This is a genomic window from Ferrovibrio xuzhouensis (assembly GCF_042648965.1).
GTDB lineage: Bacteria > Pseudomonadota > Alphaproteobacteria > Ferrovibrionales > Ferrovibrionaceae > Ferrovibrio > Ferrovibrio xuzhouensis.
Genome location: NZ_JBHRYJ010000004.1, coordinates 104,728 through 128,560 on the forward strand (window position 1 = coordinate 104,728; position 23,833 = coordinate 128,560).

The following is a 23,833-nucleotide window of genomic DNA, read 5'->3' on the forward strand; positions in this document are numbered from 1 at the left end:
GTCAGACGCCGAGCGCGGCCATGTCCTGCTGCACCTTGTGCAGGATCGCGGCGGCCTCGGAGCCCTTCATCTTGGCGATGTCGTCCTGGTACTTGAGCAGCACCCCGAGCGTGTTGTCGATGGTTTCCGGATCGAGCGCCACCTTGTCGAGGAAGGCCAGCGCCCGCGTCCAGTCGATCGTTTCGGCCACGCCGGGCAGCTTGAACAGTTCGGTCTCGCGCAGATACTGCACGAAGGCGACGATCTCGCGGTTCAGGCGCTGCGGCGCGCCGGGCACCTTGCGATTGAGGATCGCCAGTTCGCGTTCGGCATCGGGATAATCGACCCAGTAATACAGGCAGCGCCGCTTCAGCGCGTCATGGATTTCGCGCGTGCGGTTCGAAGTGATGATGACGATGGGCGGCTCGTCCGCCTTTATCGCGCCGATCTCCGGAATGGTGATCTGGAAATCCGACAGCACTTCCAGCAGGTAGGCCTCGAAGGGCTCATCGGTCCGGTCGAGTTCGTCGATCAGCAGCACCGGTGCGCCCAGCGGATCGGGTTTCAGCGCCTGCAGCAGCGGCCGTTCGATCAGGAAATCGGGGCTGAACAGGTCGCGCGCCAGTGAACCCTTGTCGCCTTCGCCAGTGGCCTCGGCCAGGCGAATCTCCAGCATCTGGCGCGGATAGTTCCACTCGTAGACCGCCGAGGACAGGTCGAGGCCTTCATAGCACTGCAGGCGGACCAGGCGCCGGCCCAGCGTTGCCGCCAGCACCTTAGCGATCTCGGTCTTGCCGACACCGGCTTCGCCCTCGAGAAACAGCGGCCGACCCATTTTCAGGGCCAGGAACAGCGTGGTGGCCAGCGACCGGTCGGCGACATAGTCGCCGCCGCTCAGCAGGTTTTCGACGGCATCGATGGAATCGGGCAGGGCGGACATCGGACTCTGTCTGTCGGGGCGGGATGGGAAAGATATAGGGCGAACGGCTTGGAAATCATGCCCCGATCACGCGGCTGCCGCAACGCTGCAGCCGGGATCACCGCACCATAGTCGTATAGCCGCGCTCGATCACCCGCTTGGTGGCCTCGAAGGCATGGACGAGTTCGTCGTTGCCCTCGCGGGCGGCTTTGAGCCGGGCGATATCCTCCGGCGAAGGGTTGGTCTTCGTCGACAGTTCCAGCGCGATCTTGATGTAGCGGGCACGGGCCTCGGCGACCCGCACGGCAAAGGCCATGAACGACTCCCGGGTCAGCTCCGGCACCGCTTTGTGGATCACCTCGCGATTGGCGCTGAAGATCGCCATCTCGACTTCCTCGAGGAATTTTTGCAGCTTGCGGGTGACTTCGCGGTCCAGCATGTCCTTGCTCAGCAGATGGTCGACCTTGTTGTTCTTGGTAAATCCGATGATTTTCACCGCTGCCTCCTGCCGCGATTCGGGGAGAGAGCGGAATCATAGCCGGTCCGGCGGCCGGATGAGAGTGTATTCCTGATTGCAGGGGTCCCGGCCGGGCGCAGCCGCAGGAAACGGAGACCGGAACGCTCCGGGTCGTCTGGCAGGCTTGAAGATGCCTGTTTTTATGGAAATTTCCGGGAAATTTGGAGGTCTGGGCCGGAATTGAACCGGCGTACGCGGATTTGCAGTCCGCTGCGTCACCACTCCGCCACCAGACCCCCGGTAAGCGCGCCCTTTACTACGGGTTCCGCCCCGGCGGGGTCAAGAGGTTCAGGGTATTGCGGCCGGGTGTGACGGCGGCCATTGCGCGGGCGGAATCGCTGCCGCTAAGCCCAAATCGGGCCATTGTTTTCACTGCATTGCAGCATTATAAGGGCAAGATTCTTTTCCGCGTCACCAGCACGGATTCCATCGTCATGGCCCTTGCCGACCGTCAATTCGCCGAAGCGCGCCGCTATATGGTGCTCACGCAGCTACGCCCGAACAAGGTCATTGACGAGAATGTGATTGCGGCCATGGCCGCCGTGCCACGCGAACAGTTCGTGCCCAAGGCCTATCGCGGCGTCGCCTATATGGACGAAGACGTGACCGTGGCGCCCGGCCGCTATCTGCTGGAGCCGATGATCCTGGCCCGCCTGCTGCAGGAAGCCGAGGTCGACCCGCAGGACATTGCCCTCGTGGTGGGCTGCGCCACCGGTTACGACGTTGCCGTTCTCGCCAAGCTGGCCAATACGGTGATCGGCCTTGATGCCGATGCGGCTCTGGTGGCCCAGGCCGGCCAGACGCTGCAGCAGCTCGGGATCGACAATACCGCCCTCATCGAGGGACCGCTGGCCGCCGGGCTGGCCAAGCAGGGCCCGTTCAACGTGATCCTCATCGCCGGCGCCGTGCCGGAAATTTCGCCGGCCCTGCTCGAACAGCTGGCCGATGGCGGTCGCCTGGTCGGCGTGGTCCGCGGCGCCGATGCGCCGATCGGCCAGGCGGTGTTCGTGCATCGTACCGGCGGCACCTTTGCCGAGCGGATCCTGTTTGACGCCGGTACGCCGATGCTGCCGGGCTTCGAACAACCGGCCGGCTTCGTGTTCTGACCGGCTCCGGGGGGAGATGACCATCACCGATCTGCCTGCTGAAATCGCTGTCGGCGACCTCGATGACTGGCGCAAGGCCGGCCGCGACATCGCCGTGCTCGATGTGCGCGAGGATTGGGAAGTGGCGCTCTGTGCCCTGGCAGACAGCCTGAAGATTCCGATGCAGCAGATTCCGGCGCGCAAAGCCGAACTGCCGCAGGACAAGCCGCTGGTGGTGATGTGCCATCACGGCGGCCGCAGCCGGCAGGTGATGCAGTGGCTGCGTGCGAACGGTTTTCCGCAGGCCATCAACCTGGCTGGCGGCATTCATGCCTGGGCGGAACAGATCGATCCCGGCATGGCCCGATACTGAATAGAGTAAGCGTTCAAGACCAATCAGGCGGAATCGCCGGTATGCTGACACGGGAACGACGCTGCAAGATGGGGTCACAGGATAAGAAAAGGACGATGCGCGTCATGACATTCAGACAGGCTCTTCTCGCGTCGGCGCTGGTCGGCGTTGCGGCAATCGTTGCCCCCGCGGCATCTGCCCAGGAGTTCACGGACGTGCTGTCCGCCGCCTACAACAACAACCCGACGCTGCTGGCGGCCCGCGCCGCACTGCGCGCCACCGATGAAGGCGTGCCGCAGGCGCTGTCGGGCTGGCGCCCGACGGTGTCGGTCAACGGCTCGGTGGGCGAGCAGACCACCGACTACAGCCTCAACACCACGTCGACGCAGGACGGCAGCACGACACCGCGCTCGCTGTCGCTGACCGTCTCGCAGCCGCTGTATCGCGGCGGCCGTACCGAGGCCTCGACCAGTTCGGCAGAGGCCCTCGTTCTTGCCGGCCGGCAGGATCTGGCCGGCACCGAGCGGTCGGTGCTGCTGGATGGTGTCACGGCCTATATGGATGTCGTGCAGAACCAGGCGGTGCTCGACCTCAACCGCAACAACGAGGAAGTGCTGCGCCGCCAGCTCGATGCGACGCGCGAGCGTTTCCGGGTCGGCGAGATCACCCGCACCGACGTGGCGCAGGCGGAATCGCGGCTCAGCCGTGCCACCGCCGACCGCATTTCGGCGGAAGGCGCACTGGTGTCGAGCCGCGCCGTGCTGGCCCGCGTGATCGGCGAGATGCCCGGCACGCTGAAGGAGCCGCCGCCGCTGCCGCCGCTGCCCAAAAGCGAGGAGGAGTCGCTGACCATCGCCTATGACGAGAACCCGACCCTGCTGGGCGCGAAGTTCCGCGAAGCCTCGGCGCGGTTCGATGTGCGGGCGATTTCCGGTGCGCTGCTGCCGACGGTGTCGGTGAATGCCTCGGCGACCCGCTCGGAAGAATCCACCACCTCGCACATCGATTCCGACAACGCCCAGATCGCGCTGGCGCTGACCGTGCCGCTCTATGAGTCGGGCTCGGTCTACAGCCAGACCCGCCAGCGCAAGCAGATCTACAACCAGCGCCGGATCCAGGTCGAGGAGCAGCGCCGTGCCGTCCGCCAGGCGGTGGTGCAGGCCTGGGAAACCCTGACCACGGCGCGGTCGAACATCCAGGCCCGCAGCGACCAGGTCGATGCCGCCCGGGTCGCGCTGGAAGGCGTGCAGCAGGAAGCCGAGGTCGGCTCGCGCACCACGCTGGACGTGCTGGATCAGGAGCAGGAATACCTCGACGCCCGCGTGGCGCTGGTGCAGGCTCATCGCGACGAATATGTCGCCGGCTATTCGCTGCTGTCGTCGGTCGGCCGCCTCGGCGCCCGCCAACTCGGCCTGCCGGTCGAATACTACGATCCGATCAACAATTATAACCGCGTGCGCGACAAATGGTTCGGCACCGACGGTGGCCTGAACGTCGAGTAACGAGACGGCAAAAAAACCGCAGCGAATCGGGTAAATTGGCAACCTGAAAGGGATTTCCGGGAAAAAATCCCTTAACCCAGGTTAACAGTTCGGTTATCTTTGCGGCGCATACCATCGGTCCGATGATTCGACTGGTGGCTGGTATCGGGGCGGAAACTGCCTCGCCGGCTGCCAGCGGGTCCCGGAAGGGCGGCGATGCCTGTGCTGGCACGCCCATGTTACGGGCAATTTTATTTCGGGCGAGGGGATGAGCGACCCTAAGGCAGGTCAGAATGAACCGACAATGGAGGAGATTCTCGCCTCCATTCGCCGGATCATTTCCGAGGACGGTGCCGAGCAGGGCGGAGCCCCTGCCGATGACGCCGGAGCTGCGCCTGCGGCCGCGCCGGAGCCCGAAGCCGAGCCGGTGATGGCGGAACCGGAGCCCGAGCCGGAACCGGAGCCCGAACCCGAGCCGATGATGGCGGCGCCGGAACCCGAACTGGAGCCGGAGCCCGAACCCGAGCCGGAACCCGCCTACGAGCCGGAGCCCGAACCGGAGCCGGAAGAGGCCTACGAACCGCCGCCGCCCCCGCCGCCGCGCCGGGCTGCACCGCAGCGCCGGCCGGCCGCGCCGCCGCGTGACGACATCCTCGAGCTGACCGACATCGTCGATCACGAGGGGCTGGTCTCCGAGCCGACCGCCAGCCGCGCCGCGGCCCATCTGGGGCAGCTGTCCAGCGCCGTGGCCGGTTCGCGTGCCATGGCCATGGGCAACAGCCAGCGCACCTTGGAAGAGCTGGTCAAGGAACTGCTGCGGCCGATGCTGAAGGAATGGCTGGACGCGCATCTGGCCACCATCGTGCAGCGCATCGTCGAGCGCGAGGTCGCCCGCCTGACCATCCAGGCGGAAGAAGAGCAGGATCACCTGTAAAATCGCGGCCTGCGGGCCGTTCCTGACCGTCCGGCAAAGCTCCCCGACCCGGCTCCAAGTCTGGACTTGCCAGAGTCTGGACTTGATGGCCCGGATCGTCTTTATTTGCCGCCCTTTCCGTGATTTTCCGAAGTTGACCGCGCTCATGCTGGACAAGACCTTTTCGCCCCAGGACGTCGAAGCCCGCCTGTACAAGGCCTGGGAGGAGGGCGGCTGCTTCCGCCCTGGCGTGAAGTCCGGCAAGCCCTACACCATCGCCCTGCCGCCGCCGAATGTGACCGGCAGCCTGCATATGGGCCACGCACTGAACCACACCTTGCAGGACGTGCTGATCCGCTTCCAGCGCATGCGTGGCCGCGACGCGCTGTGGCAGCCGGGCACCGACCATGCCGGCATCGCCACCCAGATGGTGGTCGAGCGCCAGCTGGCCGCGCAGCAGCAGAACCGCCACCAGATGGGCCGCGAGGCCTTTGTCGAGCGGGTCTGGCAGTGGAAGGCGGAATCCGGCGGCATGATCACCGGCCAGCAACGCCGGCTCGGCGAGAGCTGCGACTGGAGCCGCGAGCGATTCACCATGGACGAGGGCCTGAGCGCCGCCGTGCGCAAGGTCTTCGTCGAGCTCTACCGCGAGGGCCTGATCTACAAGGACCAGCGGCTGGTCAACTGGGACCCCAAGCTGCTGACCGCGATCTCCGATCTCGAGGTCGAGCAGCATGAGGTGAAGAGCCATCTGTGGTATTTCCGCTATCCGGTGGACGGCATGGCGGATACCTTCATTACGGTCGCCACCACGCGGCCGGAAACCATGCTGGGCGATACCGGCATCGCCGTGCATCCGGAAGACGAGCGCTACAAGGATCTGGTCGGCAAGTTTGCCATCCTGCCGATCGTCGGCCGCCGTATCCCGATCGTTGCCGACGAGTATTCCGACCCCGAGAAGGGCTCGGGCGCCGTGAAGATCACCCCGGCGCATGACTTCAACGACTTCGAGGTCGGCAAGCGCCATAACCTCGAGATGATCAACATCTTCGACAAGCATGCGCATCTGAACGACGCCGTGCCCGAGACATATCGCGGCATGGAGCGCTTCGCCGCCCGCAAGGCGATCGTTGCCGCGATGGAAGCGCTGGAGCTGGTCGAGAAGATCGAGCCCAACAAGCACATGGTGCCGCATGGTGACCGCTCGCAGGTGGTGATCGAGCCCTGGCTGACCGAGCAGTGGTATGTCAATGCCGCGGTGCTGGCCAGGCCGGCCATCGAGGCGGTGGAGACGGGCGCCATCCAGTTCGTGCCGAAGAACTGGGAAAAGACCTACTTTGAATGGATGCGCAACATCCAGCCCTGGTGCATCTCGCGCCAGCTGTGGTGGGGCCATCAGATCCCGGCCTGGTACGGCCCGGACGGCAAGGTCTTCGTTGCCTATGACGAGGCCGAAGCACAGGCCGAGGCGGCGAAGCATTACGGCAAGGCCGTCGCGCTCGCCCGCGACGAGGATGTGCTGGATACCTGGTTCTCGTCGGCGCTGTGGCCGTTCTCGACGCTGGGCTGGCCGGAACAGACGCCGCTGCTGCAGTCGCATTACCCGACCGACGTGTTGGTCACCGGCTTCGACATCATCTTTTTCTGGGTTGCCCGGATGATCATGATGGGCCTGCATTTCACCAAGCAGGTGCCGTTTCACACGGTCTACATCCACGCCCTGGTCCGCGACGAGAAGGGCCAGAAGATGTCGAAGTCCAAGGGCAACGTGATGGACCCGCTCGACATCATCGACAAATACGGCGCCGACGCGCTGCGCTTCACGCTGTCGATCTTCGCCGCCCAGGGCCGCGACGTGAAGATGTCGGAACAGCGTGTCGAGGGCTATCGCAACTTCGCCACCAAGCTGTGGAATGCCGCCCGCTTTGCCGAGATGAACGGCTGCGCGCTGCCGGCGGACTTCGATCCGGCCAAGGTGCAGGGCACGGTCAACAAGTGGATCCTCGGCCGGCTCGGCCAGGCGGCCCGCGACGTCGAGACCGCACTTGATGCCTACAAGTTCAACGATGCCGCCGGGGCGCTCTACCATTTCACCTGGGGCACCTTCTGCGACTGGTATCTCGAGCTGATCAAGCCGGCATTACTCGGTGAAGATGTCGCATTGAAGACTGAGACCCAGACGACCTGCGCCTATGTGCTGCGCCAGCTGATCCACCTGCTGCACCCGTTCATGCCGTTCGTGACCGAGGAATTGTGGGACAAGCTCTATGGTGCGCCGGATGGACTGCTGATGCTGCGCGACTGGCCGGCGGATGGCACTCGGGCCGAAGATGCCGCGGCGGCGGCCGAGATTGACTGGCTGATCCGGCTGATCGACGGCGTGCGCGCGGCCCGCGCGGCCCTGAACGTGCCGGCTGGCGCCAAGATCGCCATGATCGTCAACGGTGGCAGTGCCGAGACGGCGGCGCGGCTGCAGCACCATGCCGATCCGGTCAAGCGGCTGGCCCGCATCGAGACGATGACGGCCGACCAGCCGGCCCCGCAGGGTTCGGCGCGGGTGGTAATCGACGAGGCCACCATCGTGCTTCCGCTGGCCGAGGTGATCGATATCGCGAAGGAAAAGGAACGGCTCGGCAAGGAGCGCGACAAGGCGCTGGCCGAGATCGGCAAGATCGACGCCAAGCTCGGCGACGCCACATTCGTCGCCCGCGCCCCCGAGGCGGTGGTAGAAGAGCAGCGCGAGCGCCGCGAGGCCCAGACGGCGCTGGCCGACAAGCTCGGCGATGCCCTGCGGCAGCTCGGATGAACGCGGCGCCGCTCAGCCCTGACGACCTGGCGCTGATCGAGGCGGCCTCCGCCCTGATCCGCAAGCGCTATGCGGTGGGGCGGCACCATATTGCGGCGGCCCTGCGCACGCGCTCGGGCCGCATCTTCACCGGCCTGCATCTCGATACCTATGTCGGCCGCGCCTCGGTCTGTGCCGAGGCGGTGGCGGTCGGCCAGGCGATGGCCGACGGCGCCGGACCGGACGATCCGGTCACCGCCATCGTGTCGGTGCGGCATCCGCGGCCGACCGAAGAGCATCAGGATATCCAGGTGGTGGCGCCCTGCGGCATCTGCCGCGAGATGATTCGTGACTTCGCCCCGGATGCCCGTGTCATCCTGAACGAGCAGGGCCAGCTTGCCGCCTACAGCCCGGCCGAGCTGCTGCCGCTGAAATACCACCGGCTGAAATAGCGGTTATTCCTTCACGGCGCCTATTCTTTCACGGCACCGGTCAGGCTGGCGACGTAACTGTCGACGAAGAAGGAATACAGGATCGCCACCGGCAGCGAGCCGAACAGCGCGCCGGCCATCAGCGACCCCCAGTGATAGACATCGCCCTCGACCAGTTCGGTCAGCACGCCGACCGCCACCGTCTTGTTCTCTGACGAGGAGATGAAGGCGAGGGCGTAGATGAACTCGTTCCAGCTCAGCGTGAACGCGAAGATGCCGGCCGAGATCAGGCCCGGCAGGCTGAGCGGCAGGATGATCTTCCACAGGATCTGGAAGCGCGAGGCGCCGTCGATCAGCGCGCATTCCTCCAGCTCGAAGGGCAGTGTCTTGAAATAGCCGATCAGCAGCCAGGTGCAGAACGGGATCAGGAAGGTCGGGTAGGTGAGGATCAGCGCCCACATGCTGTCATACAACCCGAACTGGAAGATCATGGTGGCCAGCGGGATGAACAGGATGCTCGGCGGCACCAGATAGGCGAGGAAGATCAGCAGGCCCACGGTATCGGCGCCGCGGAAGCGCAGCCGCGCGATGGCATAGGCCGCCAGCACCGAGCAGAACAGCGACAGCGCGGTGGCCGCTACCGCCACCGTCATGGTGGTCAGCAGCCATTGCGGATACTGCGTCTCGAACAGCAGCTTGTGGATGTTGTCCAAGGTCGGGTGGGCAACCCACAGCGGGTCGTAATCCTGGTAGTTGAGCAGCTCGCCGTTCGGCTTGAAGGTGGTCAGACCCATCCAGTAGAACGGGAACAGCAGCACCAGCAGGAAGATGCCGAGCGGCAGCCACAGGGTAACCATCCGGTAGGACACCGAGTCCAGATACTGCATGCCCTCGCGGCCGGGCTTGGCGGCTTTCGCCGGGCTGTCTGCAGAAGCGCTCATCGCGTTTTCCTCACTGCCACTTCTTGCGCTGCAGCGCGATGTAGCTGATCGCCGTCGACAGGATCAGGAACGGCACCATGGCAATGGCAATGGCGGCGCCCTCGCCAAGCAGGCCGCCGTTGATGCCGCGCTGGAAGGCCAGCGTTGCCATCAGATGGGTCGCATTGTTCGGCCCGCCGCGGGTGATCGCATAGATCAGCTGGAAATCGGTAAAGGTGAACAGGATCGAGAAGGTCAGCACGATACTGAGCACCGGCATCAGGTTCGGCACGGTGACAAAGCGGAAGCGCTGCCACGAATTGGCGCCATCCAGCGAGGCAGCCTCGTAGAGGCTGGGCGAGATGGTCTGCAGGCCGGCCAGCAGGCAGATGGCGACAAAGGGGATGCCGCGCCAGATATTGGCGGCGATCACCGCGGCGCGGGCGTTGTTCTCGTTGCCGAGGAAGTCGATGTACTGGTGGATCAGGCCGGCCTTGGTCAGCATCCACGAGAGGATCGAGAACTGCGAATCGTAGATCCACCAGAAGGCAATGGCGGACAGCACGGTGGGCACGATATAGGGCAGCAGCACGATGGCGCGGATGAAGGCCTGGAACGGCATGCGGCGGTTCAGCAGCAGCGCGAGCCACAGGCCAAGCGCGAATTTGATCACCGTCGCCACGCTGGTATAGAGGATCGTGTTGAACACCGATTTCAGGAAAATCGAATCGCCGAGCAGGGAGATGTAGTTTTCCAGGCCGATGAAGATGCCGGGCCGGCCGATGCGCGTGTCGGTGAAGCCGAGCCAGATGCCGAGGCCGAGCGGATAGGTCAGGAAGACCAGCAGCAGCAGGCCCGCTGGTGCCATGAACACCAGGGTCAGGAAGGTGGTGTTGTCGCGCAGGCGGTCCCAGGCCGGGACGGGGGAGGTCATGTCAGGGCAATCCGCAAAGGCAGGCTACGGGAAAAGAAGCGGGGCGACCATCCCGGCCGCCCCGCCGGCACTCACACCTTGTAGAAACGCTGCAGGCGCTTCTCGGCCTCGGCGAGGGCGTCCTTGGGTGACTTCGAGCCCGAGGCAGCCTGTGCCACCATGTTGTTGACGATGTAGTCGTTCAAGGCGGCGGCCGAGGAATAGCCGAGCTCGCCCGAATAGCCGTGCCACAGCATGTTCTTCACCGTGTCGCGGTAGGGCAGGTTCTTCGGATCCGACTTCCAGACCGCATTGTTCTCGTAGGCTTTCAGCGGATGGGTGACATAGCCGATCGCCGCCGACTGCCAAGGCTCGTACTGCTCCTTTTCCATCATGTGCAGCAGGTAGGCCTTCGCCGCGTTCGGGTACTTGCAGTACTTGAACACGTAGGACTGGCTGTACAGGTGCAGTTCGGTGGGCTTGCCGACCGGGCCGACCGGGAAGTTGGCGTGGTAGATGTCCTTCGCCATCTCGTTCAGCTTGGGGTCCTTCGAGGTCTTGGCGGCATAGTAGACCGAGATGCCGTTGTTGGTCAGACTGATCTGGCCGTCGAGGAACGCCTTGTTGTTGTTCGGGTCGAGCCAGCCGAGCGTGCCCTGGATAAAGGTCGGATACAGTTCCTTGGCGTATTCCAGTGCCTTCAGCGTTTCGGGGCTGTTGATGACGACGTTGTTCTTGTCGTCGACCATCTTGCCGCCGAAGGCCCACATCAGCCAGTAGGTCCACGAACCGTCGCCCACCGCATTGCCGAGCGCCATGCCGGCCGGCGTGCCCTTGTCATGCAGCGCCTTGCACAGCTTGAGGAAGCCGTCCATGTCCTTGGGGAATTCCTTGAAGCCAGCGGCTTCCATGTGGCTTTTGCGATAGACCATGCAGGCACCGGCGGCACCGAGCGGCAGGCCGATCCACCTGCTGCCGCGCTTGCTGTACTTCTCGCAGACCGGGAACCAGCCGCCGTATTTGCCGCCGAGATAGTTGGCGATGTCGCTGAGGTCGACCAGCTTGTCGGAGAACAGCTGCGGCGAGTCGAAGAAGTCGACGATGATGTCCGGGCCCGAGCCGACATTGGCGGCCACCGAGGCCTTGGGCGAGACATCCGGCCAGTTCTCGCGGTCGATGCGGACCTCGACGCCGGTCTTCTCGGTGAATTTCTTGGTGTTGGCCATCCACTGGTCGATGTCGCCCTGGACGAACTGGCTCCAGCGCAGCACGCGCAGCTTGGCACCTTTCTCGATCTTCAGGTTCGGGGCCTGTTGCGCGAAGGATGATTGCGGCAGCAGCAGGCTGCCGCCGGCACCGGCCGCGGCGGCGGCCACAGTGGTTTTCAGAACATCGCGCCTGGTGAAATCGGACATGCGGATACGCCCTCCCATGGTTGTCTGACGGTCTTCGCCCCTGCATCGTTGGCAGTCGGGCGGTCATGAACGCTTCAGTACCAGTTCACTCTCGGCGCAGTGATGCACGGCACCGATCAGTCCAGGGGGGATTGGCGCCGGCCTTCTGTCCGGCAGATCAAGACGTTTCCTCGTTTTTTCGCCCGGTCGTGCGATTGCCGGGTTTGATATCTGATATATCTGTTCGCGGAGCGTAAGCAGCCTTGGGCGCCGGCGCAACCCCTTTAATGTTTTTGTCGCGTCACGCCGTGCGCTGCACAAAGACCGACGGGCCGCAGCACTGCGCCGGGCGGTGCTGCGGGCGGTTTTCAGGCCAGTGTGGCGGCGAAGACCCGTGCGGCATTGCCGCCCAGCAGTTTGGCGGTCTCCTCGGCCGAAAACCCCTGCGCCAGCAGGGCCGCGGCAAGGTCGGGCAACTGGGCATAGCTGCTGAAGGCGGCCGGGCTCAGCAGCCCCATCATGTCGCTGCCGAGCCCGACATGGGCGACGCCGGCGACCTCGACCATGCGCGCCATGCCCTCGGCCAGCGCGGCCATGTCGGGGAAGATCGTGGTCGGCGGCCAGATGCCGATGACGCCGCCGGTTTCGGCGACGATCCGGGCATGATCCGGGCTGATGGTGCGGCTGTAGCGGCCGGGCTTCGGATTCAGCGAGGTATGCGGCAGCACCAGCGGCTTTTCGGTCACCGCGGCCACCCGCTTCACCAGTTCATAGGGGCCATGGGCGATATCGACCACGATGCCGCGGCGGTTGCAGCGCCGGATGACGGCGGCGCCGGCATCGGCCAGGCCGCCATGCAGGCGGGGTTCGGTCTGGATGTCGCCCAGCTCGTTGACCCGGTAATGGGTGAGCTGTAACTGCCGCAGATGCCAGCGCTTATAGGCCTCGTCGACCCGGTCGGCACTGCCCTCGAGGAAGTCGCCGCCCTCGCTGGTCACGATCATCGCGGGATGGGCGGCGGTGGCGGCCGCCAGGCTCTGCCGGTCGGTGCCGCGGCGGTGACGGTGATGATCCGCGCCGCGTCGTGCGGCAGACAGCCGGCACAGCAGGCCGGCTCGTCGGTCAGGAAAAAGATGTCATGGCGGTCGCCAGGTCCCAATGCTTCAGGACTGAGGGCGCTTCAGGACTGAGGGCCGCGAACCAGCCCTCGATTTCGACCTGCCGGCCGTGCAGCCGTCCGGTCATTTCCCCGTGCTGAAGATCGGACCAGTCGATGCGCATGGCCAGCCTCCCTGCGGCGCGCGGCACCGGCGGCCGCCGGCATGTCAGCATACAATGCTTCGCTTGACGCCGGTATGACCGGCTGTTCTGCTGCCGGCAGATTCAGGGAGAATGGCGATGACGGCAGTGAACCCGCAGATCACCGATATTCTGGAAATCGTGCAGGTCTATCTCGACGGGCTGTATGCAGGCGATACAGCCAAGCTGCGGCAGGCCTTCCACCCGGCCTCCAGCCTGTTCGCATCGGCGGACGGCAAGCTGGTACAGGTGCCGCGCGAGGACTGGTGCAAGATGGTCGAGGGCCGGCCGGCGCCGCAGGCCAAGGGGCAGGGCCGCGAGCATGACCGGATTCTCTCGGTCGACATGACCGGACCCGATACGGCGATGGTGAAGCTGAACTGCGCGATCCTGCCGCGGCTGTTCACCGACTATCTCAGCCTGATCCGCCTCGACGGCCGCTGGCAGATCATCAGCAAGACCTACACCTTCGAGACGCTGCCGGCCTGAGGCGGGATTACTCCGCGGCGGCCGCTGTCGGCTGCGACTTGCGGCGCACGGTAAAGGCCGTGACGCTGCCGCAGGCGAGGATGGCGGCGACGAACAGCAGTACCTTGTCGGCATGGCCGTGGTCGAGCAACTGGCCCATGATCAGCGGCACCAGCGCCGAGCCGGCATCGAGGCCGGAATAGACGAAGCCGAACACCCGGCCCGACGCGCCCTTGGGCGTGGCGCCGCGCACGATCAGGTCACGCGACGGGGTGGTGAAGCCGAACAGGAAGCCGGCGCCAGCAATGCAGGCGATCAGCAGGGAGTCCGGCAGGTGCACCAGCGCCGCCACCAGCATCAGCGCCCCCGAGCTCAGCAGCCCGCCGACCACGATCACCTCGACCGGGATGCCGCGGTCGGCAACCCAGCCGCCGCTCATGATGCCGACGGCCGAGGCGAGCAGGAAGCCGGTCAGCGCCGTGGCGCCGATGGCGAGCGGGGTGCCGAACAGGGTCTGCAGGGTAGCCGGCAGGAAGTTCTGCAGGCCGATGGCGACGATGGACGTGAACATGAAATAGACGAAGCACATCACCACCGGCAGGGTGAGGATGGCGGCGAGCGGCAGCGGTGCCGGGCCGCCTGTCTTGCCGGCCGCCTTGCGCTGGCCGGCGCCGGCATCGTCGCGCAGCAGGTCGCGGTTCAGCACCAGGGTGGCAAGGATGACGAGGCCGATGATCCCGGCGACCAGCGGCGCGGCATGCCAGCCGGCGAAAGCGGCCACGCCGCCCATCAGCGCGGGCGCCAGCGCCCAGCCGAGATTGCCGGCAAAGGTATGGCTGCCATAGGCGACGCCGAGGCGTTTGGAATCGATGCTGGCGCCGAGGATCGAATAATCGGCCGGATGGAACACGCAGTTGCCGAGACCGGCCAGCAGCATCACCGGGAACAGCATCCAGTAGGCCGGGACCAGCGACAGCAGCAGGATGGCGACGCAGAAGATGCCGAGGCCGCCCATCAGCACGTTGCGGGCGCCGATGCGGTCGACCAGGAAGCCGGCCGGGGTCTGCAGGGTGCCGGAGATCACGTAGAAGCAGGTGGTGATCAGGCCAAGCTCGGTATAGCTGACCTGGAAGACATCCTTCAGCCAGGGAAACAGCGAAGGCAGCACGAGCTGGAAGAAATGGCTGCAGCCATGGGCGGCGCCGACCAGCGCCATGACCTTGAGATCGCGGCTGGGAAGGGCCGGCTGGCCGGCCGGAATGGCAAACTCGGACATGAGCGACCTGCTGCAGGATGGGGTGGCGTCGGGACGGATGTTTCCGCCGGCTGTGGTCGCCGGTTGCCGCGACTGTAGCAGATTCAGGCCGGCCGGCGAGGGGAAAGTCATGGCCCGGATGATCTTCCGCGGCGCAAAAAAAGAAAGCGCGGGACGTTGCCGCCCCGCGCCGGTTTCTGCCGCGAAACGGGGCAGCTTATTTGGTCATCTTGATCGAGGTGTCGAGGAACTCGTTGGTATAGGCCTTGGCGACATCGAAATCCTTTTCCATGCCGAAGTAGGTCTTCACCAGGTCGTAGTCGCTCTTCAGCCGGTCGCCGCTGAAGGCACCGAGCGCCACGCTGGTGGTGGTCGGGTCGGCCATCAGTTCCTTGATGCGGTTCCACTGGTCGCGCTGGTTCGGCTCGTCGAGGCCACTGACGCTGGCCATCAGCGCCTTCAGGCAGGGGCTGACATCGGCGACGCAGGCGGCAAAGGCCTTCTGCGATACCCTGGTGAACTTGGCGACGATGTCCTTGTGCTTGGCGAGATAGTCGCCGTTGACGATCACCGAGTTGCCATAGAGGTTCAGGCCGATGTTGCGCCAGGCGAGGAAGCCGAGGTCCTTGCCGAACTCGCGCACCTTCAGGTCATGCTCGTTGTAGAAGTCGCTGGTGATGTCGATGACATGGCTTTTCAGCGAGGCGAGCTTGGCCTGCGGCGCGATGTTGACGAAGGTCACCGAGTCGGCCGGAATGCCGACCAGCTTGGCGAAGGCCGGCCACATCACGCGCGAGGCATCGCCCGGCGGGTTGCCGAGCTTCTTGCCGGGGAAATCCGCCGGTCCCTTGATCCCCGAACTCTTCAGCCAGTAGAAGCCCTGCGGCGAATTGGCATAGACCGCCATCACGGCGACGATGTCGGCGCCCTTGCTCTTGCCGACCAGCGCGGTGGCCATGTCGGCGATGGCGAATTCGGTGCTGGCGGCGCCGATGCGCTGCACGGCGACGCCCGAGCCGCGGCCGGCTTCGATGCTGACATCGAGGCCTTCCTTCTCGTACCAGCCCTGCGCCTTGGCATAGTAGTAGGGCGAATGGTCGGCGGTCGGCACCCAGTTCAGCAGCAGGTTGACCTTGTCCGCGGCATGGCCGGTCGCCGGCAGCAGGGCCGCGGCTGTCACGGCGATGGCAAGAATACGGCGAAATGTCATCATGAACCCCCTCGAGGCTTGATTCGCCGGCCGCCTCCGGATCTCCCCGTGGTCTCCCCCTCGTGGTTTCCGGGCGGCGGGGGCCGGTCGGGTCCCGCCGCGGAGCCCGCGCCGGCCCCTGCGAGGAAACTGTAGCCAGACGGCAACATTCGTTCAATAATTAATCAACTGGTTGGATGATAAAGAGAGGGTGCGATGCAGGAGACGGTCCAGGGCCGGGAAGAGGGTACCGAGCGGCGCCGCGACCGGGTCGCCACCAAGGCGGCCCTGCTGCAGGCGGCCATTGCCGATTTCGCCGCCAAGGGCTTTGCCGGGGCGCGCATCGACGAGATCGCCCAGCGCGCCGGGGTCAACAAGCAGCTCGTCTACCATTACTTCGGCAGCAAGGACGAACTCTACCGGGCGGCGCTGGAGGCGGTATATGCCGAGATCCGCGAGCGCGAGAGCGCCCTGCATCTGGCCGACCTGTCGCCGCTGGCCGCGATGGAACGGCTGATCGGCTTTTCCTTCGATTACCTGGCCGAACACCCCGAATTCATTGCCCTGCTGAATGACGAGAACCGCCAGGATGCCCGCCATGTGCGCGGCTCGGCGCGGCTCGAGGAGATGCATTCGCCGCTGGTCACCCTGATGCGCCAGACCATCGAGCGCGGTGCCGCCGAGGGCGTGTTCCGCAACGACCTTGACCCGGTGCAGCTCTACATCTCGATCGCCGGCCTGTCGTATTTCTTCTTTTCCAACAACCGCACCCTGTCGGCGATTTTCGGCCGTCCGCTCGACAAGCCGAAGGCGGTGGCCGAACGCCGCCGCCATGTGGTGACCTTTGCCATGGCCGCCCTGCGGCCGGAGGTCGTGTAATTTTGATGACAAATAATCAACTGGTTGGTTGATTAGGTAAGGGGCTGCCGCTAGACTGCCGGCAGTCATCCAGGGGGTGAGCATGGCAGCAGGCGACCGGACCGGCATGGACACGGCAGAGGCGGGGGCACCCCCGCCGGATGGCCGCCGCCTGCGCTGGCTGACCATCCTAGCGGTCCATGTGGTCGCTGTGATCGTCTGGGAAGTGCTGGTGCGCATGACCAGCCTGCCGGCCTTCATCCTGCCGGCGCCGAGTGCCATCCTGGCTACGCTGGCCAAGAGCAACTACGCTTGGCTGAGCAATACCTGGGTCACCAGCATCGAGATCTTCGGCGGCTATGTGCTGTCGCTGGTCGCCGGCGTGCTGCTGGCGCTGATGTTCACCTGGTCGCGACTGCTGACGCTGGCCGTTTTCCCGCTGTTCGTCACGCTGAACATGATCCCCAAGGTGGCGCTGGGGCCGCTGATCATCGTCTGGTTCTCCTACGGTATCGGCACCAACGTGTTGATCACCCTGTCGCTCTGCTTCTTCCCGATCCTGCTGACCACCGTGCGTGGCCTGAAGGAGGTCGAACCCGACCTGCTCGACTTGGTGCGCTCGCTGAAGGGCTCGCGCTGGCAGGCCTTCATCTACATCCAGCTGCCTGGCGCGCTGCCCTATGTCTTCTCCGGCATGAAGGTGGCGGCGATCCTCGCCGTCGCCGGCGCGGTGGTCGGCGAGTTCATCTCGTCGGACCGCGGCCTCGGCTACCTGATGATTCAGGTGCAGGCGGCGCTCGATACCCCGGCCATGTTCATGGCCGTCGTGCTCATCACCCTGATCGGCATCCTGCTCTACCTGCTGGTGGTGGTGCTGGAACATCTGCTGGTCCGCAGGGACGCAAGGATTTCATCATGACGAAGATCGATCACTGGCTTGACGACGGGGTACTGCCGACCGGCTTCGCCGACGAGGCGGCGCTGGAGGAATTCATGACCCGGCCGAGCCGGGCGCTGGCGGCGGACCTCGCCGCGCTCGACGGCGATATCATGATCCTCGGCGTCGGCGGCAAGATGGGCCCGACCATGGCGCGGCTGGCCAAGCGCGCGGCGCCCGACAGGCGCGTGATCGGCGTCGCCCGGTTCAGCGAGAAGGGCCTGAAGGAAGGCCTCGAGCGTCACGGCATCGAGACCATCGCCGCCGACCTGATGGACCGCGCCGCCGTCGACGCGCTGCCGCGGGCAAAGAATGTCGTGTTCATGGCCGGCCGCAAGTTCGGCGCCAGCGGCAACCAGAGCCTGACCTGGGCGATGAATGCCCATGTGCCGGCACTGGTCGCCGAAAGCTTCCGCGCCTCGCGCATCGTCGCTTTCTCGACCGGCTGCGTGTATCCCTTCGTGCCGGTCGCCAGCCAGGGTTCGACCGAGGCGATGCCGCCGGACCCGCCGGGCGAATACGCCATGTCCTGCATCGGCCGCGAGCGCATGTTCGAGCATTTCTCGCAAGTGCATGGCACGCCGGGCCGGCTGTTCCGGCTCAATTACTCCATCGACCTGCGCTACGGCGTGCTGCATGACGTGGCGCAGCTTGTCCTGCGCGGCGAGCCGGTGGATGTCACCATGGGCCATGTCAATGTGATCTGGCAGGGCGATGCCAATGCCCAGGCGCTGCGCTGCCTGCGCGCCGCCACCGCGCCGACCTCGCCGCTGAACGTCACCGGGCCGGAGACCATCGCCGTGCGCTGGCTGGCCGAAAGCTTCGGCAAGCGCTTCGGCAAGACGCCGCAGATTACCGGCACCGAGGCGCCGACCGCCTGGCTGAACAATGCCGCCGAGGCCGCGCGACTGTTCGGCTATCCGCGCGTGCCGCTGGCCGCCATGCTCGACTGGGTCGCCGACTGGGTGTCGCGCAGCGGTCGCAGCCTCGGCAAGCCGACCCATTTCGAAGTGCGCGACGGAGCCTACTGAGCATGGCCGACGCGCTGGTCATCGATCGTCTGTCCGAGGCCGATCTTCCCGGCCTGCAGACCCTGTCGGCCGAGGCCGGCTGGAACCAGACGATGGATGACTGGCGCATTTTCCTCGGCGCGGGCCAAGTGTTTGGCTGTCGCGAGGCTGGCCGGCTGCTCGCCTCGGCGGCGATCCTGCCCTACGGCGCTTTCGCCTGGATCAGCATGGTGCTGGTGACGGCGACGGCACGGCGGCTCGGGCTCGGCACCGGCCTGCTGCGCCATTGCATCGCCGAACTGCGCCGCATGGGTCTCGTGCCGCTGCTCGATGCCACGGCGGCCGGCGAGAAGATCTACATCCCGCTCGGTTTCCGGCCGCTCTACGGCATCACCCGCTGGCAGGGCCAGGGGCAGAGGTCGGGCAGGCCGGATGATACGGCCGTCACCACCGCGCTGCCGCTGAATGAAGCCGGACTCGCCGATGCCATCGCGCTGGATGCCGCCGTCTGCGGTGCGCCACGCGAAGGCCTGCTGCGCAGCCTGCAGGCGCGCGCGCCGCATCTGGCGCTCCGCCTGAAGCAGCACAGCATCCTGCTGGCACGGCCGGGCCGGCTGGCCACTCAGATCGGGCCGCTGGCCGCCAATGACGAGGCCGCCGCCATCGCCCTGCTGCAGGCGGCGCTGGCGCGCATCGACGGGCCGGTTTTCCTCGATGTCCCTGAGCAATGGACCGGCATTGCCGCAGAACTGCAGCAGCGCGGCTTCAGCAAACAGCGCGGTTTCCGCCGCATGGTACTGGATCGCGACGCGGGCTTCGGCGATCCGGGCCGCAGCTTCGTGATCGCCGGGCCGGAATTCGGCTGAGCCAGGGCAGAGCAACAGGACGCGAGAAGAGAGGCGAGAGAGCATCATGGGTCTGCATCATTCCAGTCTGCCGCAGGACGTGCTGGCCAGTCTGCGCCGCGGCGTGGTGATCCCGGCGCATCCGCTGGCGCTGGATGCCAACCGCCAGTTCGACCGCCGGCGCCAGCGCGCGCTGACGCGCTATTACGTCGATTGCGGGGTTGGCGGCCTGGCGGTCGGCGTGCATACCACCCAGTTCGCCATCCGCGAGGTCGGCCTCTACGAGCCGGTGCTGGCCGCCGCCATGGAAGACGCCAAGGCCTGGACCGACCGTCCGCTGGTGATGGTCGGCGGCCTCGCCGGCAAGACCGCGCAGGCGGTGCAGGAAGCGCAGACCGCGGTGCGGCTCGGCTACCATGCCGGCCTGCTCAGCCTGGCCGCCATGAAGGATGCCTCGCCCGACGCGATCATCGCCCATTGCGAGGCGGTGGCCGCCGAAATCCCGCTGGTCGGTTTCTACCTGCAGCCGGCAGTGGGCGGCGTGGTGCTCGACGCCGATTTCTGGTGCCGCTTCGCCAGCATCGACAATGTCATTGCCATCAAGGTGGCGCCGTTCCACCGCTACCGTACCCTCGACGTCATGCGCGGCGTGGCGATGGCGCGGGCCGAGAAACGCATCTCGCTCTACACCGGCAACGACGACCATATCGTGCTCGACCTGACCATCCCGTTCACGGTGATGCGCGACGACGGCCCGGTGACCTTGCGCTTTGTCGGCGGCCTGCTTGGCCACTGGTCGGTCTGGACGCAGCAGGCGGTGAAACTGCTCGACCGCGTGCATGCCGAGATCGCGGCCGGCGCGGTTTCGCCCGAGCTGCTCGGGCTGGATGCCCGGGTGACCGACTGCAATGCCGCCTTCTTCGATGTCGCTAACAATTTCCATGGCTGCATCGCCGGCTGCCACGAGATCCTGCGTCGCCAGGGCCTGCTGGAGGGCATCTGGTGCCTCGACCCGGAAGAAGGCCTCAGCCCGGGTCAGGCCGCGCTGCTCGACCGGGTCAGCCGCCAGCATGCCGACCTGTCCGATGACGCCTTCGTCGCCGCCAACCGCGAGCGCTGGCTGTCATGACAGAGCCTGCGACCCGGAGCGGGGCTGCGCCGCTGATCCATCTGCAGAATGTCCGCAAGGTCTATCGCACCGGCGGCCGCGAATTCGTCGCCGTCTCGGATGTCACCTTCGATGTCGCCGAGGGCGATCTGGTCTCGCTGGTCGGCCCGTCCGGCTGCGGCAAGACCACCGTGCTGAAGATCCTCGCCGACCTGCACAAGGCGGACGAGGGCGTGGTGCAGATCGGCAGCCAGGCCGGCTTTGAGGCCGGCCGCGATGTCGGCATGGTGTTCCAGCAGGCCCTGCTGCTGAAATGGCGCACCATCCTCGACAACGTGCTGCTGCCGGCCGATATCCTCGGCCTGCCGCGCAAGGCGGCCAAAGACCGCGCCCGCGCCCTGCTCGCCATGGTCGGGCTGGAGGGCTTCGAGGCGAAATACCCCTACGAGCTGTCGGGTGGCATGCAGCAGCGCGCCGCCATCGCCCGCGCGCTGGTGCATGACCCCAAGCTGATCCTGATGGACGAGCCGTTCGGCGCGCTCGATGCGCTGACCCGCGAGAAGATGAATCTGGAGATGCTGCGCATCTGGCAGCAGAGCCGCAAGACCATCATTTTCGTTACCCATTCGATCCAGGAGGCGGTGTTCCTCGGCTCGCGCTGCGCCGTGCTGACCTCCGGGCCCGCCCGCATGGCCGATGCGTTTACCATCGACCTGCCGTTCCCGCGCACCCTCGACATGAAGACCACCGAGCGCTTCGGCGAATATACCCGCCGGATCTACCGCCTGCTCGGGATGGAGTAGGGGCGGGCTTAGCCCGCCGGCTGCTGCGCCAGCCAGTCGAGATAGCTCTGCAGGATGTAGCCGGCGGCCAGCTTGTCGACCAGTTCCGCCCGCCGCGCCCGGCTGAGGTCGGCCTGCACCATCATCCGCTCCACGGCCACCGTGCTGAGGCGCTCGTCCCACAGGGCGACCGGCAGGTCGACCACCCCGGCGATGTTCCGCGCAAAGGCCCGGGTCGCCTGGCAGCGCGGGCCCTCCGAGCCGTCCATGTTGACCGGCAGGCCGAGCACCAGCGCGCCGACATTCTCGGCCGTGACGATCCCGGCCAGTCCGGTGGCATCCTGGGTGAATTTCTTGCGGGTCAGGGTGCGCAGCGGCGTGGCGATGCGGTGGCCGGCATCGGACAGCGCCAGCCCGATGGTCTTGGTGCCGAGATCGAGGCCCAGATAGCGCCGTCCGGCGGGCAGCCGCAGCGGGCCCTCGGCGGGGCGGAAGGGGGGCTTTTTTGCCGGATTTTCCGGCACCGGCGCAGGTGGGGACTCAGGGTTGCCGGTGGGCATGCCGGGTGTTACTTTCCGCCGCCATTTCAAGGGATTCTCCCCGGTACTATAGCGAACGGACAGCGCATGTCATTGGATAGAGCAGCCGTGGCGAAGATCGCCAAGCTGGCCCGGCTCCATATGGAGCCCGACCGGCTGGAGGCGATGACCACGGAATTGAACCGGATTCTCTCCTTTGTCGAGGAACTGCAGGCGGTGAATACCGAAAACACCCCGCCGATGACCTCGGTCATGCCCATGAAGCTGCGTCAGCGTGAAGATAAGGTCACCGCCGGCGGCGATGCCGAAGCCGTGCTGAAGAATGCCCCCCAGCGCCAGGGCGATTTCTACACGGTGCCGAAGGTGATTGAGTGATGCGTATCGACCCGGCCAAGCTGACCATTTCTGACGCCCTCGACGGGCTGGCAAAGAAGGATTTCACCGCGGTTGAACTGACCGAGGCCTCTGTCGCTGCCATGCAGGCGGCGAAACCGCTGAACACCATGATCACCGAAACGCCGGAGAAGGCGCTGGAGATGGCCAAGGCCTCCGATGCCCGCCGGGCGAAGGGCGAGGCCGGCCTGCTGGAGGGCATTCCGCTCGCCATCAAGGACCTGTTCTGTACCGAGGGCGTGCTGACCACCGCCGGCAGCCATATCCTCGACGGCTTCAAGCCGGCCTATGAAAGTACCGTCACCGCCAACCTGTGGCAGGCCGGTGCGGTCATGCTGGGCAAGCTGAACCTCGACGAATTCGCCATGGGCTCGTCGAACGAGACCAGTTACTACGGCCCCGCGGTCAATCCCTGGCGGGCCAAGGACGGCACCAGGCTGGTGCCCGGCGGCTCGTCGGGCGGCTCGGCGGCGGCCGTCGCGGCCGGCTTCGCGCTCGGCGCCACCGGCACCGATACCGGCGGCTCGATCCGCCAGCCGGCCTCGCTCTGCGGCATCACCGGGATCAAGCCGACCTATGGCCGGGTGTCGCGCTGGGGCGTCGTCGCCTTCGCCTCGTCGCTCGACCAGGCCGGGCCGATGACCCGCAGCGTGCGTGACAGCGCGTTGATGCTGCAGGCCATGGCCGGTTTCGACCCCAAGGACAGCACCAGCGTCGACCTGCCGGTGCCGGACTATTGCGCCAACCTCGAAGGAGGCGTGAAGGGCCTGCGCATCGGCATTCCGCGCGAATACCATATGGACGGCATGGATCGCGAGATCGTGGCGCTGTGGGAGCGCGGCAAGGAATGGCTGCGCGATGCCGGTGCCGAGATCGTCGACATCCACCTGCCGCATACCCATTACGCCCTGTCGGCCTATTACATCGTGGCGCCGGCCGAGGCCTCGTCGAATCTCGCCCGCTATGACGGCGTGCGTTACGGCCTGCGCGTGCCGGGCAAGGACCTGATCGAGATGTACGAGAATACCCGCGGCGCCGGGTTCGGCCGCGAGGTGCAGCGTCGCATCATGATCGGCACGTATGTGCTGTCGGCCGGTTATTACGACGCCTATTACACCAAGGCGCAGAAGGTGCGGACGCTGATCAAGAAGGATTTCGAACAGGCGTTCCAGCGCGTCGACGCCATCCTGACGCCGACCGCGCCGAACGCCGCGTTCCCGATCGGCATGAAAAACGACGACCCGGTCACCATGTATCTGAACGACGTGTTCACCGTGCCGGTGAATCTCGCCGGCCTGCCCGGCATGTCGGTGCCGGCCGGCCTGAACAGCGAGGGCCTGCCGCTCGGCCTGCAGCTGATCGGCAGGCCGTTCGACGAGGCGGTGCTGCTGCGCGCCGGCCGGGCGCTGGAAAAGGCTGCGGATTTCACCGCGAAACCCGCCGCGTGGTGGAGGCAGTAAG

At 65.9% G+C, this 23,833-nt stretch carries 25 protein-coding genes and 1 tRNA gene; 15 read left to right on the forward strand and 11 right to left on the reverse strand.

Going from position 1 to position 23,833, the window contains the following annotated elements:
• Position 1: 1 nt before the first annotated feature.
• The 3 genes from ACFOOQ_RS17015 to ACFOOQ_RS17025 all read right to left on the reverse strand — a co-directional run bounded on the left by ACFOOQ_RS17015 (position 2) and on the right by ACFOOQ_RS17025 (position 1,651).
• Positions 2-919 carry an AAA family ATPase gene (locus tag ACFOOQ_RS17015; RefSeq protein ID WP_379728802.1) on the reverse strand — a complete coding sequence of 306 codons (918 nt, stop codon included), beginning with the start codon at positions 917-919 and terminating at the stop codon, positions 2-4.
• A 97-nt stretch (positions 920-1,016) separates the two neighbouring features.
• Positions 1,017-1,394 carry a hypothetical protein gene (locus ACFOOQ_RS17020; RefSeq protein WP_379728803.1) on the reverse strand — a complete coding sequence of 126 codons (378 nt, stop codon included), beginning with the start codon at positions 1,392-1,394 and terminating at the stop codon, positions 1,017-1,019.
• Positions 1,395-1,577: 183 nt separating this feature from the next.
• A tRNA-Cys gene (locus tag ACFOOQ_RS17025) sits at positions 1,578-1,651 on the reverse strand.
• 198 nt (positions 1,652-1,849) lie between these two features.
• Here ACFOOQ_RS17025 and ACFOOQ_RS17030 point away from each other — a divergent pair.
• From ACFOOQ_RS17030 to ACFOOQ_RS17055, 6 genes are all read left to right on the forward strand, one after another.
• Positions 1,850-2,521: a protein-L-isoaspartate O-methyltransferase family protein gene (locus tag ACFOOQ_RS17030; protein WP_379728804.1), complete on the forward strand. Its 672-nt coding sequence runs from the start codon at positions 1,850-1,852 to the stop codon at positions 2,519-2,521.
• Positions 2,522-2,537: 16 nt separating this feature from the next.
• Complete coding sequence (locus ACFOOQ_RS17035; RefSeq protein ID WP_379728805.1) at positions 2,538-2,873, forward strand: rhodanese-like domain-containing protein; 336 nt, start codon at positions 2,538-2,540, stop codon at positions 2,871-2,873.
• Positions 2,874-2,977: 104 nt separating this feature from the next.
• Positions 2,978-4,354 (forward strand): TolC family outer membrane protein, encoded by a 1,377-nt coding sequence (locus ACFOOQ_RS17040; RefSeq protein WP_379728806.1) that lies wholly within the window; start codon positions 2,978-2,980, stop codon positions 4,352-4,354.
• Positions 4,355-4,637: 283 nt separating this feature from the next.
• Positions 4,638-5,267, forward strand: coding sequence for a DUF2497 domain-containing protein (locus tag ACFOOQ_RS17045; protein ID WP_379728807.1), 630 nt, complete (start codon positions 4,638-4,640; stop codon positions 5,265-5,267).
• A gap of 145 nt (positions 5,268-5,412) precedes the next feature.
• Positions 5,413-8,052 carry a valine--tRNA ligase gene (locus tag ACFOOQ_RS17050; RefSeq protein ID WP_379729145.1) on the forward strand — a complete coding sequence of 880 codons (2,640 nt, stop codon included), beginning with the start codon at positions 5,413-5,415 and terminating at the stop codon, positions 8,050-8,052.
• Positions 8,049-8,483 carry a cytidine deaminase gene (locus ACFOOQ_RS17055; protein ID WP_379728808.1) on the forward strand — a complete coding sequence of 145 codons (435 nt, stop codon included), beginning with the start codon at positions 8,049-8,051 and terminating at the stop codon, positions 8,481-8,483. Before ACFOOQ_RS17050 ends, ACFOOQ_RS17055 begins: the two co-directional genes overlap by 4 nt.
• A gap of 20 nt (positions 8,484-8,503) precedes the next feature.
• Here ACFOOQ_RS17055 and ACFOOQ_RS17060 read toward each other — a convergent pair whose 3' ends face one another.
• The 5 genes from ACFOOQ_RS17060 to ACFOOQ_RS17080 form a co-directional block, all read right to left on the reverse strand.
• Positions 8,504-9,403 carry a carbohydrate ABC transporter permease gene (locus ACFOOQ_RS17060; protein ID WP_379728809.1) on the reverse strand — a complete coding sequence of 300 codons (900 nt, stop codon included), beginning with the start codon at positions 9,401-9,403 and terminating at the stop codon, positions 8,504-8,506.
• A 10-nt stretch (positions 9,404-9,413) separates the two neighbouring features.
• Positions 9,414-10,316 (reverse strand): carbohydrate ABC transporter permease, encoded by a 903-nt coding sequence (locus tag ACFOOQ_RS17065; protein ID WP_379728810.1) that lies wholly within the window; start codon positions 10,314-10,316, stop codon positions 9,414-9,416.
• 71 nt (positions 10,317-10,387) lie between these two features.
• Positions 10,388-11,710 (reverse strand): ABC transporter substrate-binding protein, encoded by a 1,323-nt coding sequence (locus tag ACFOOQ_RS17070; RefSeq protein WP_379728811.1) that lies wholly within the window; start codon positions 11,708-11,710, stop codon positions 10,388-10,390.
• Positions 11,711-12,057: 347 nt separating this feature from the next.
• Complete coding sequence (locus ACFOOQ_RS17075; RefSeq protein WP_379729146.1) at positions 12,058-12,798, reverse strand: dipeptidase; 741 nt, start codon at positions 12,796-12,798, stop codon at positions 12,058-12,060.
• 13 nt (positions 12,799-12,811) lie between these two features.
• Positions 12,812-12,970, reverse strand: a complete 159-nt coding sequence (locus tag ACFOOQ_RS17080; protein ID WP_379728812.1) for a hypothetical protein — start codon at positions 12,968-12,970, stop codon at positions 12,812-12,814.
• Positions 12,971-13,087: 117 nt separating this feature from the next.
• Between ACFOOQ_RS17080 and ACFOOQ_RS17085 the strand changes: the two genes are divergently transcribed.
• Positions 13,088-13,477 (forward strand): nuclear transport factor 2 family protein, encoded by a 390-nt coding sequence (locus ACFOOQ_RS17085; RefSeq protein WP_379728813.1) that lies wholly within the window; start codon positions 13,088-13,090, stop codon positions 13,475-13,477.
• A gap of 7 nt (positions 13,478-13,484) precedes the next feature.
• Here the strand turns inward: ACFOOQ_RS17085 and ACFOOQ_RS17090 are convergent, their stop codons facing one another.
• Together ACFOOQ_RS17090 and ACFOOQ_RS17095 are read right to left on the reverse strand one after the other, a co-directional pair.
• Positions 13,485-14,732, reverse strand: coding sequence for an MFS transporter (locus ACFOOQ_RS17090; protein ID WP_379728814.1), 1,248 nt, complete (start codon positions 14,730-14,732; stop codon positions 13,485-13,487).
• A 196-nt stretch (positions 14,733-14,928) separates the two neighbouring features.
• Positions 14,929-15,924, reverse strand: a complete 996-nt coding sequence (locus tag ACFOOQ_RS17095; RefSeq protein ID WP_379728815.1) for an ABC transporter substrate-binding protein — start codon at positions 15,922-15,924, stop codon at positions 14,929-14,931.
• Between the two features lie 192 nt (positions 15,925-16,116).
• Between ACFOOQ_RS17095 and ACFOOQ_RS17100 the strand changes: the two genes are divergently transcribed.
• The 6 genes from ACFOOQ_RS17100 (at position 16,117) to ACFOOQ_RS17125 (ending at position 21,461) form a co-directional block, all read left to right on the forward strand.
• Complete coding sequence (locus tag ACFOOQ_RS17100) at positions 16,117-16,779, forward strand: TetR family transcriptional regulator (protein ID WP_379728816.1); 663 nt, start codon at positions 16,117-16,119, stop codon at positions 16,777-16,779.
• A gap of 82 nt (positions 16,780-16,861) precedes the next feature.
• Positions 16,862-17,677 (forward strand): ABC transporter permease, encoded by an 816-nt coding sequence (locus ACFOOQ_RS17105; protein WP_379728817.1) that lies wholly within the window; start codon positions 16,862-16,864, stop codon positions 17,675-17,677.
• Positions 17,674-18,726, forward strand: coding sequence for an NAD-dependent epimerase/dehydratase family protein (locus ACFOOQ_RS17110; protein ID WP_379728818.1), 1,053 nt, complete (start codon positions 17,674-17,676; stop codon positions 18,724-18,726). Before ACFOOQ_RS17105 ends, ACFOOQ_RS17110 begins: the two co-directional genes overlap by 4 nt.
• Before the next feature lie 2 nt (positions 18,727-18,728).
• Positions 18,729-19,571 (forward strand): GNAT family N-acetyltransferase, encoded by an 843-nt coding sequence (locus ACFOOQ_RS17115; protein ID WP_379728819.1) that lies wholly within the window; start codon positions 18,729-18,731, stop codon positions 19,569-19,571.
• 46 nt (positions 19,572-19,617) lie between these two features.
• Positions 19,618-20,679: a dihydrodipicolinate synthase family protein gene (locus ACFOOQ_RS17120; RefSeq protein ID WP_379728820.1), complete on the forward strand. Its 1,062-nt coding sequence runs from the start codon at positions 19,618-19,620 to the stop codon at positions 20,677-20,679.
• Complete coding sequence (locus ACFOOQ_RS17125) at positions 20,676-21,461, forward strand: ABC transporter ATP-binding protein (RefSeq protein WP_379728821.1); 786 nt, start codon at positions 20,676-20,678, stop codon at positions 21,459-21,461. Before ACFOOQ_RS17120 ends, ACFOOQ_RS17125 begins: the two co-directional genes overlap by 4 nt.
• A gap of 8 nt (positions 21,462-21,469) precedes the next feature.
• Here ACFOOQ_RS17125 and ruvX read toward each other — a convergent pair whose 3' ends face one another.
• Positions 21,470-22,000 (reverse strand): Holliday junction resolvase RuvX, encoded by a 531-nt coding sequence (ruvX, locus tag ACFOOQ_RS17130; RefSeq protein ID WP_379728822.1) that lies wholly within the window; start codon positions 21,998-22,000, stop codon positions 21,470-21,472.
• 87 nt (positions 22,001-22,087) lie between these two features.
• Between ruvX and gatC the strand changes: the two genes are divergently transcribed.
• Positions 22,088-22,354, forward strand: a complete 267-nt coding sequence (gene gatC, locus ACFOOQ_RS17135; RefSeq protein ID WP_449265817.1) for an Asp-tRNA(Asn)/Glu-tRNA(Gln) amidotransferase subunit GatC — start codon at positions 22,088-22,090, stop codon at positions 22,352-22,354.
• Entirely contained in the window at positions 22,354-23,832 is a 1,479-nt protein-coding gene (gene gatA / locus ACFOOQ_RS17140) for an Asp-tRNA(Asn)/Glu-tRNA(Gln) amidotransferase subunit GatA (RefSeq protein ID WP_379728824.1), read from the forward strand. The genes gatC and gatA overlap by 1 nt, the downstream gene beginning before the upstream one ends.
• Position 23,833 lies beyond the last annotated feature (1 nt).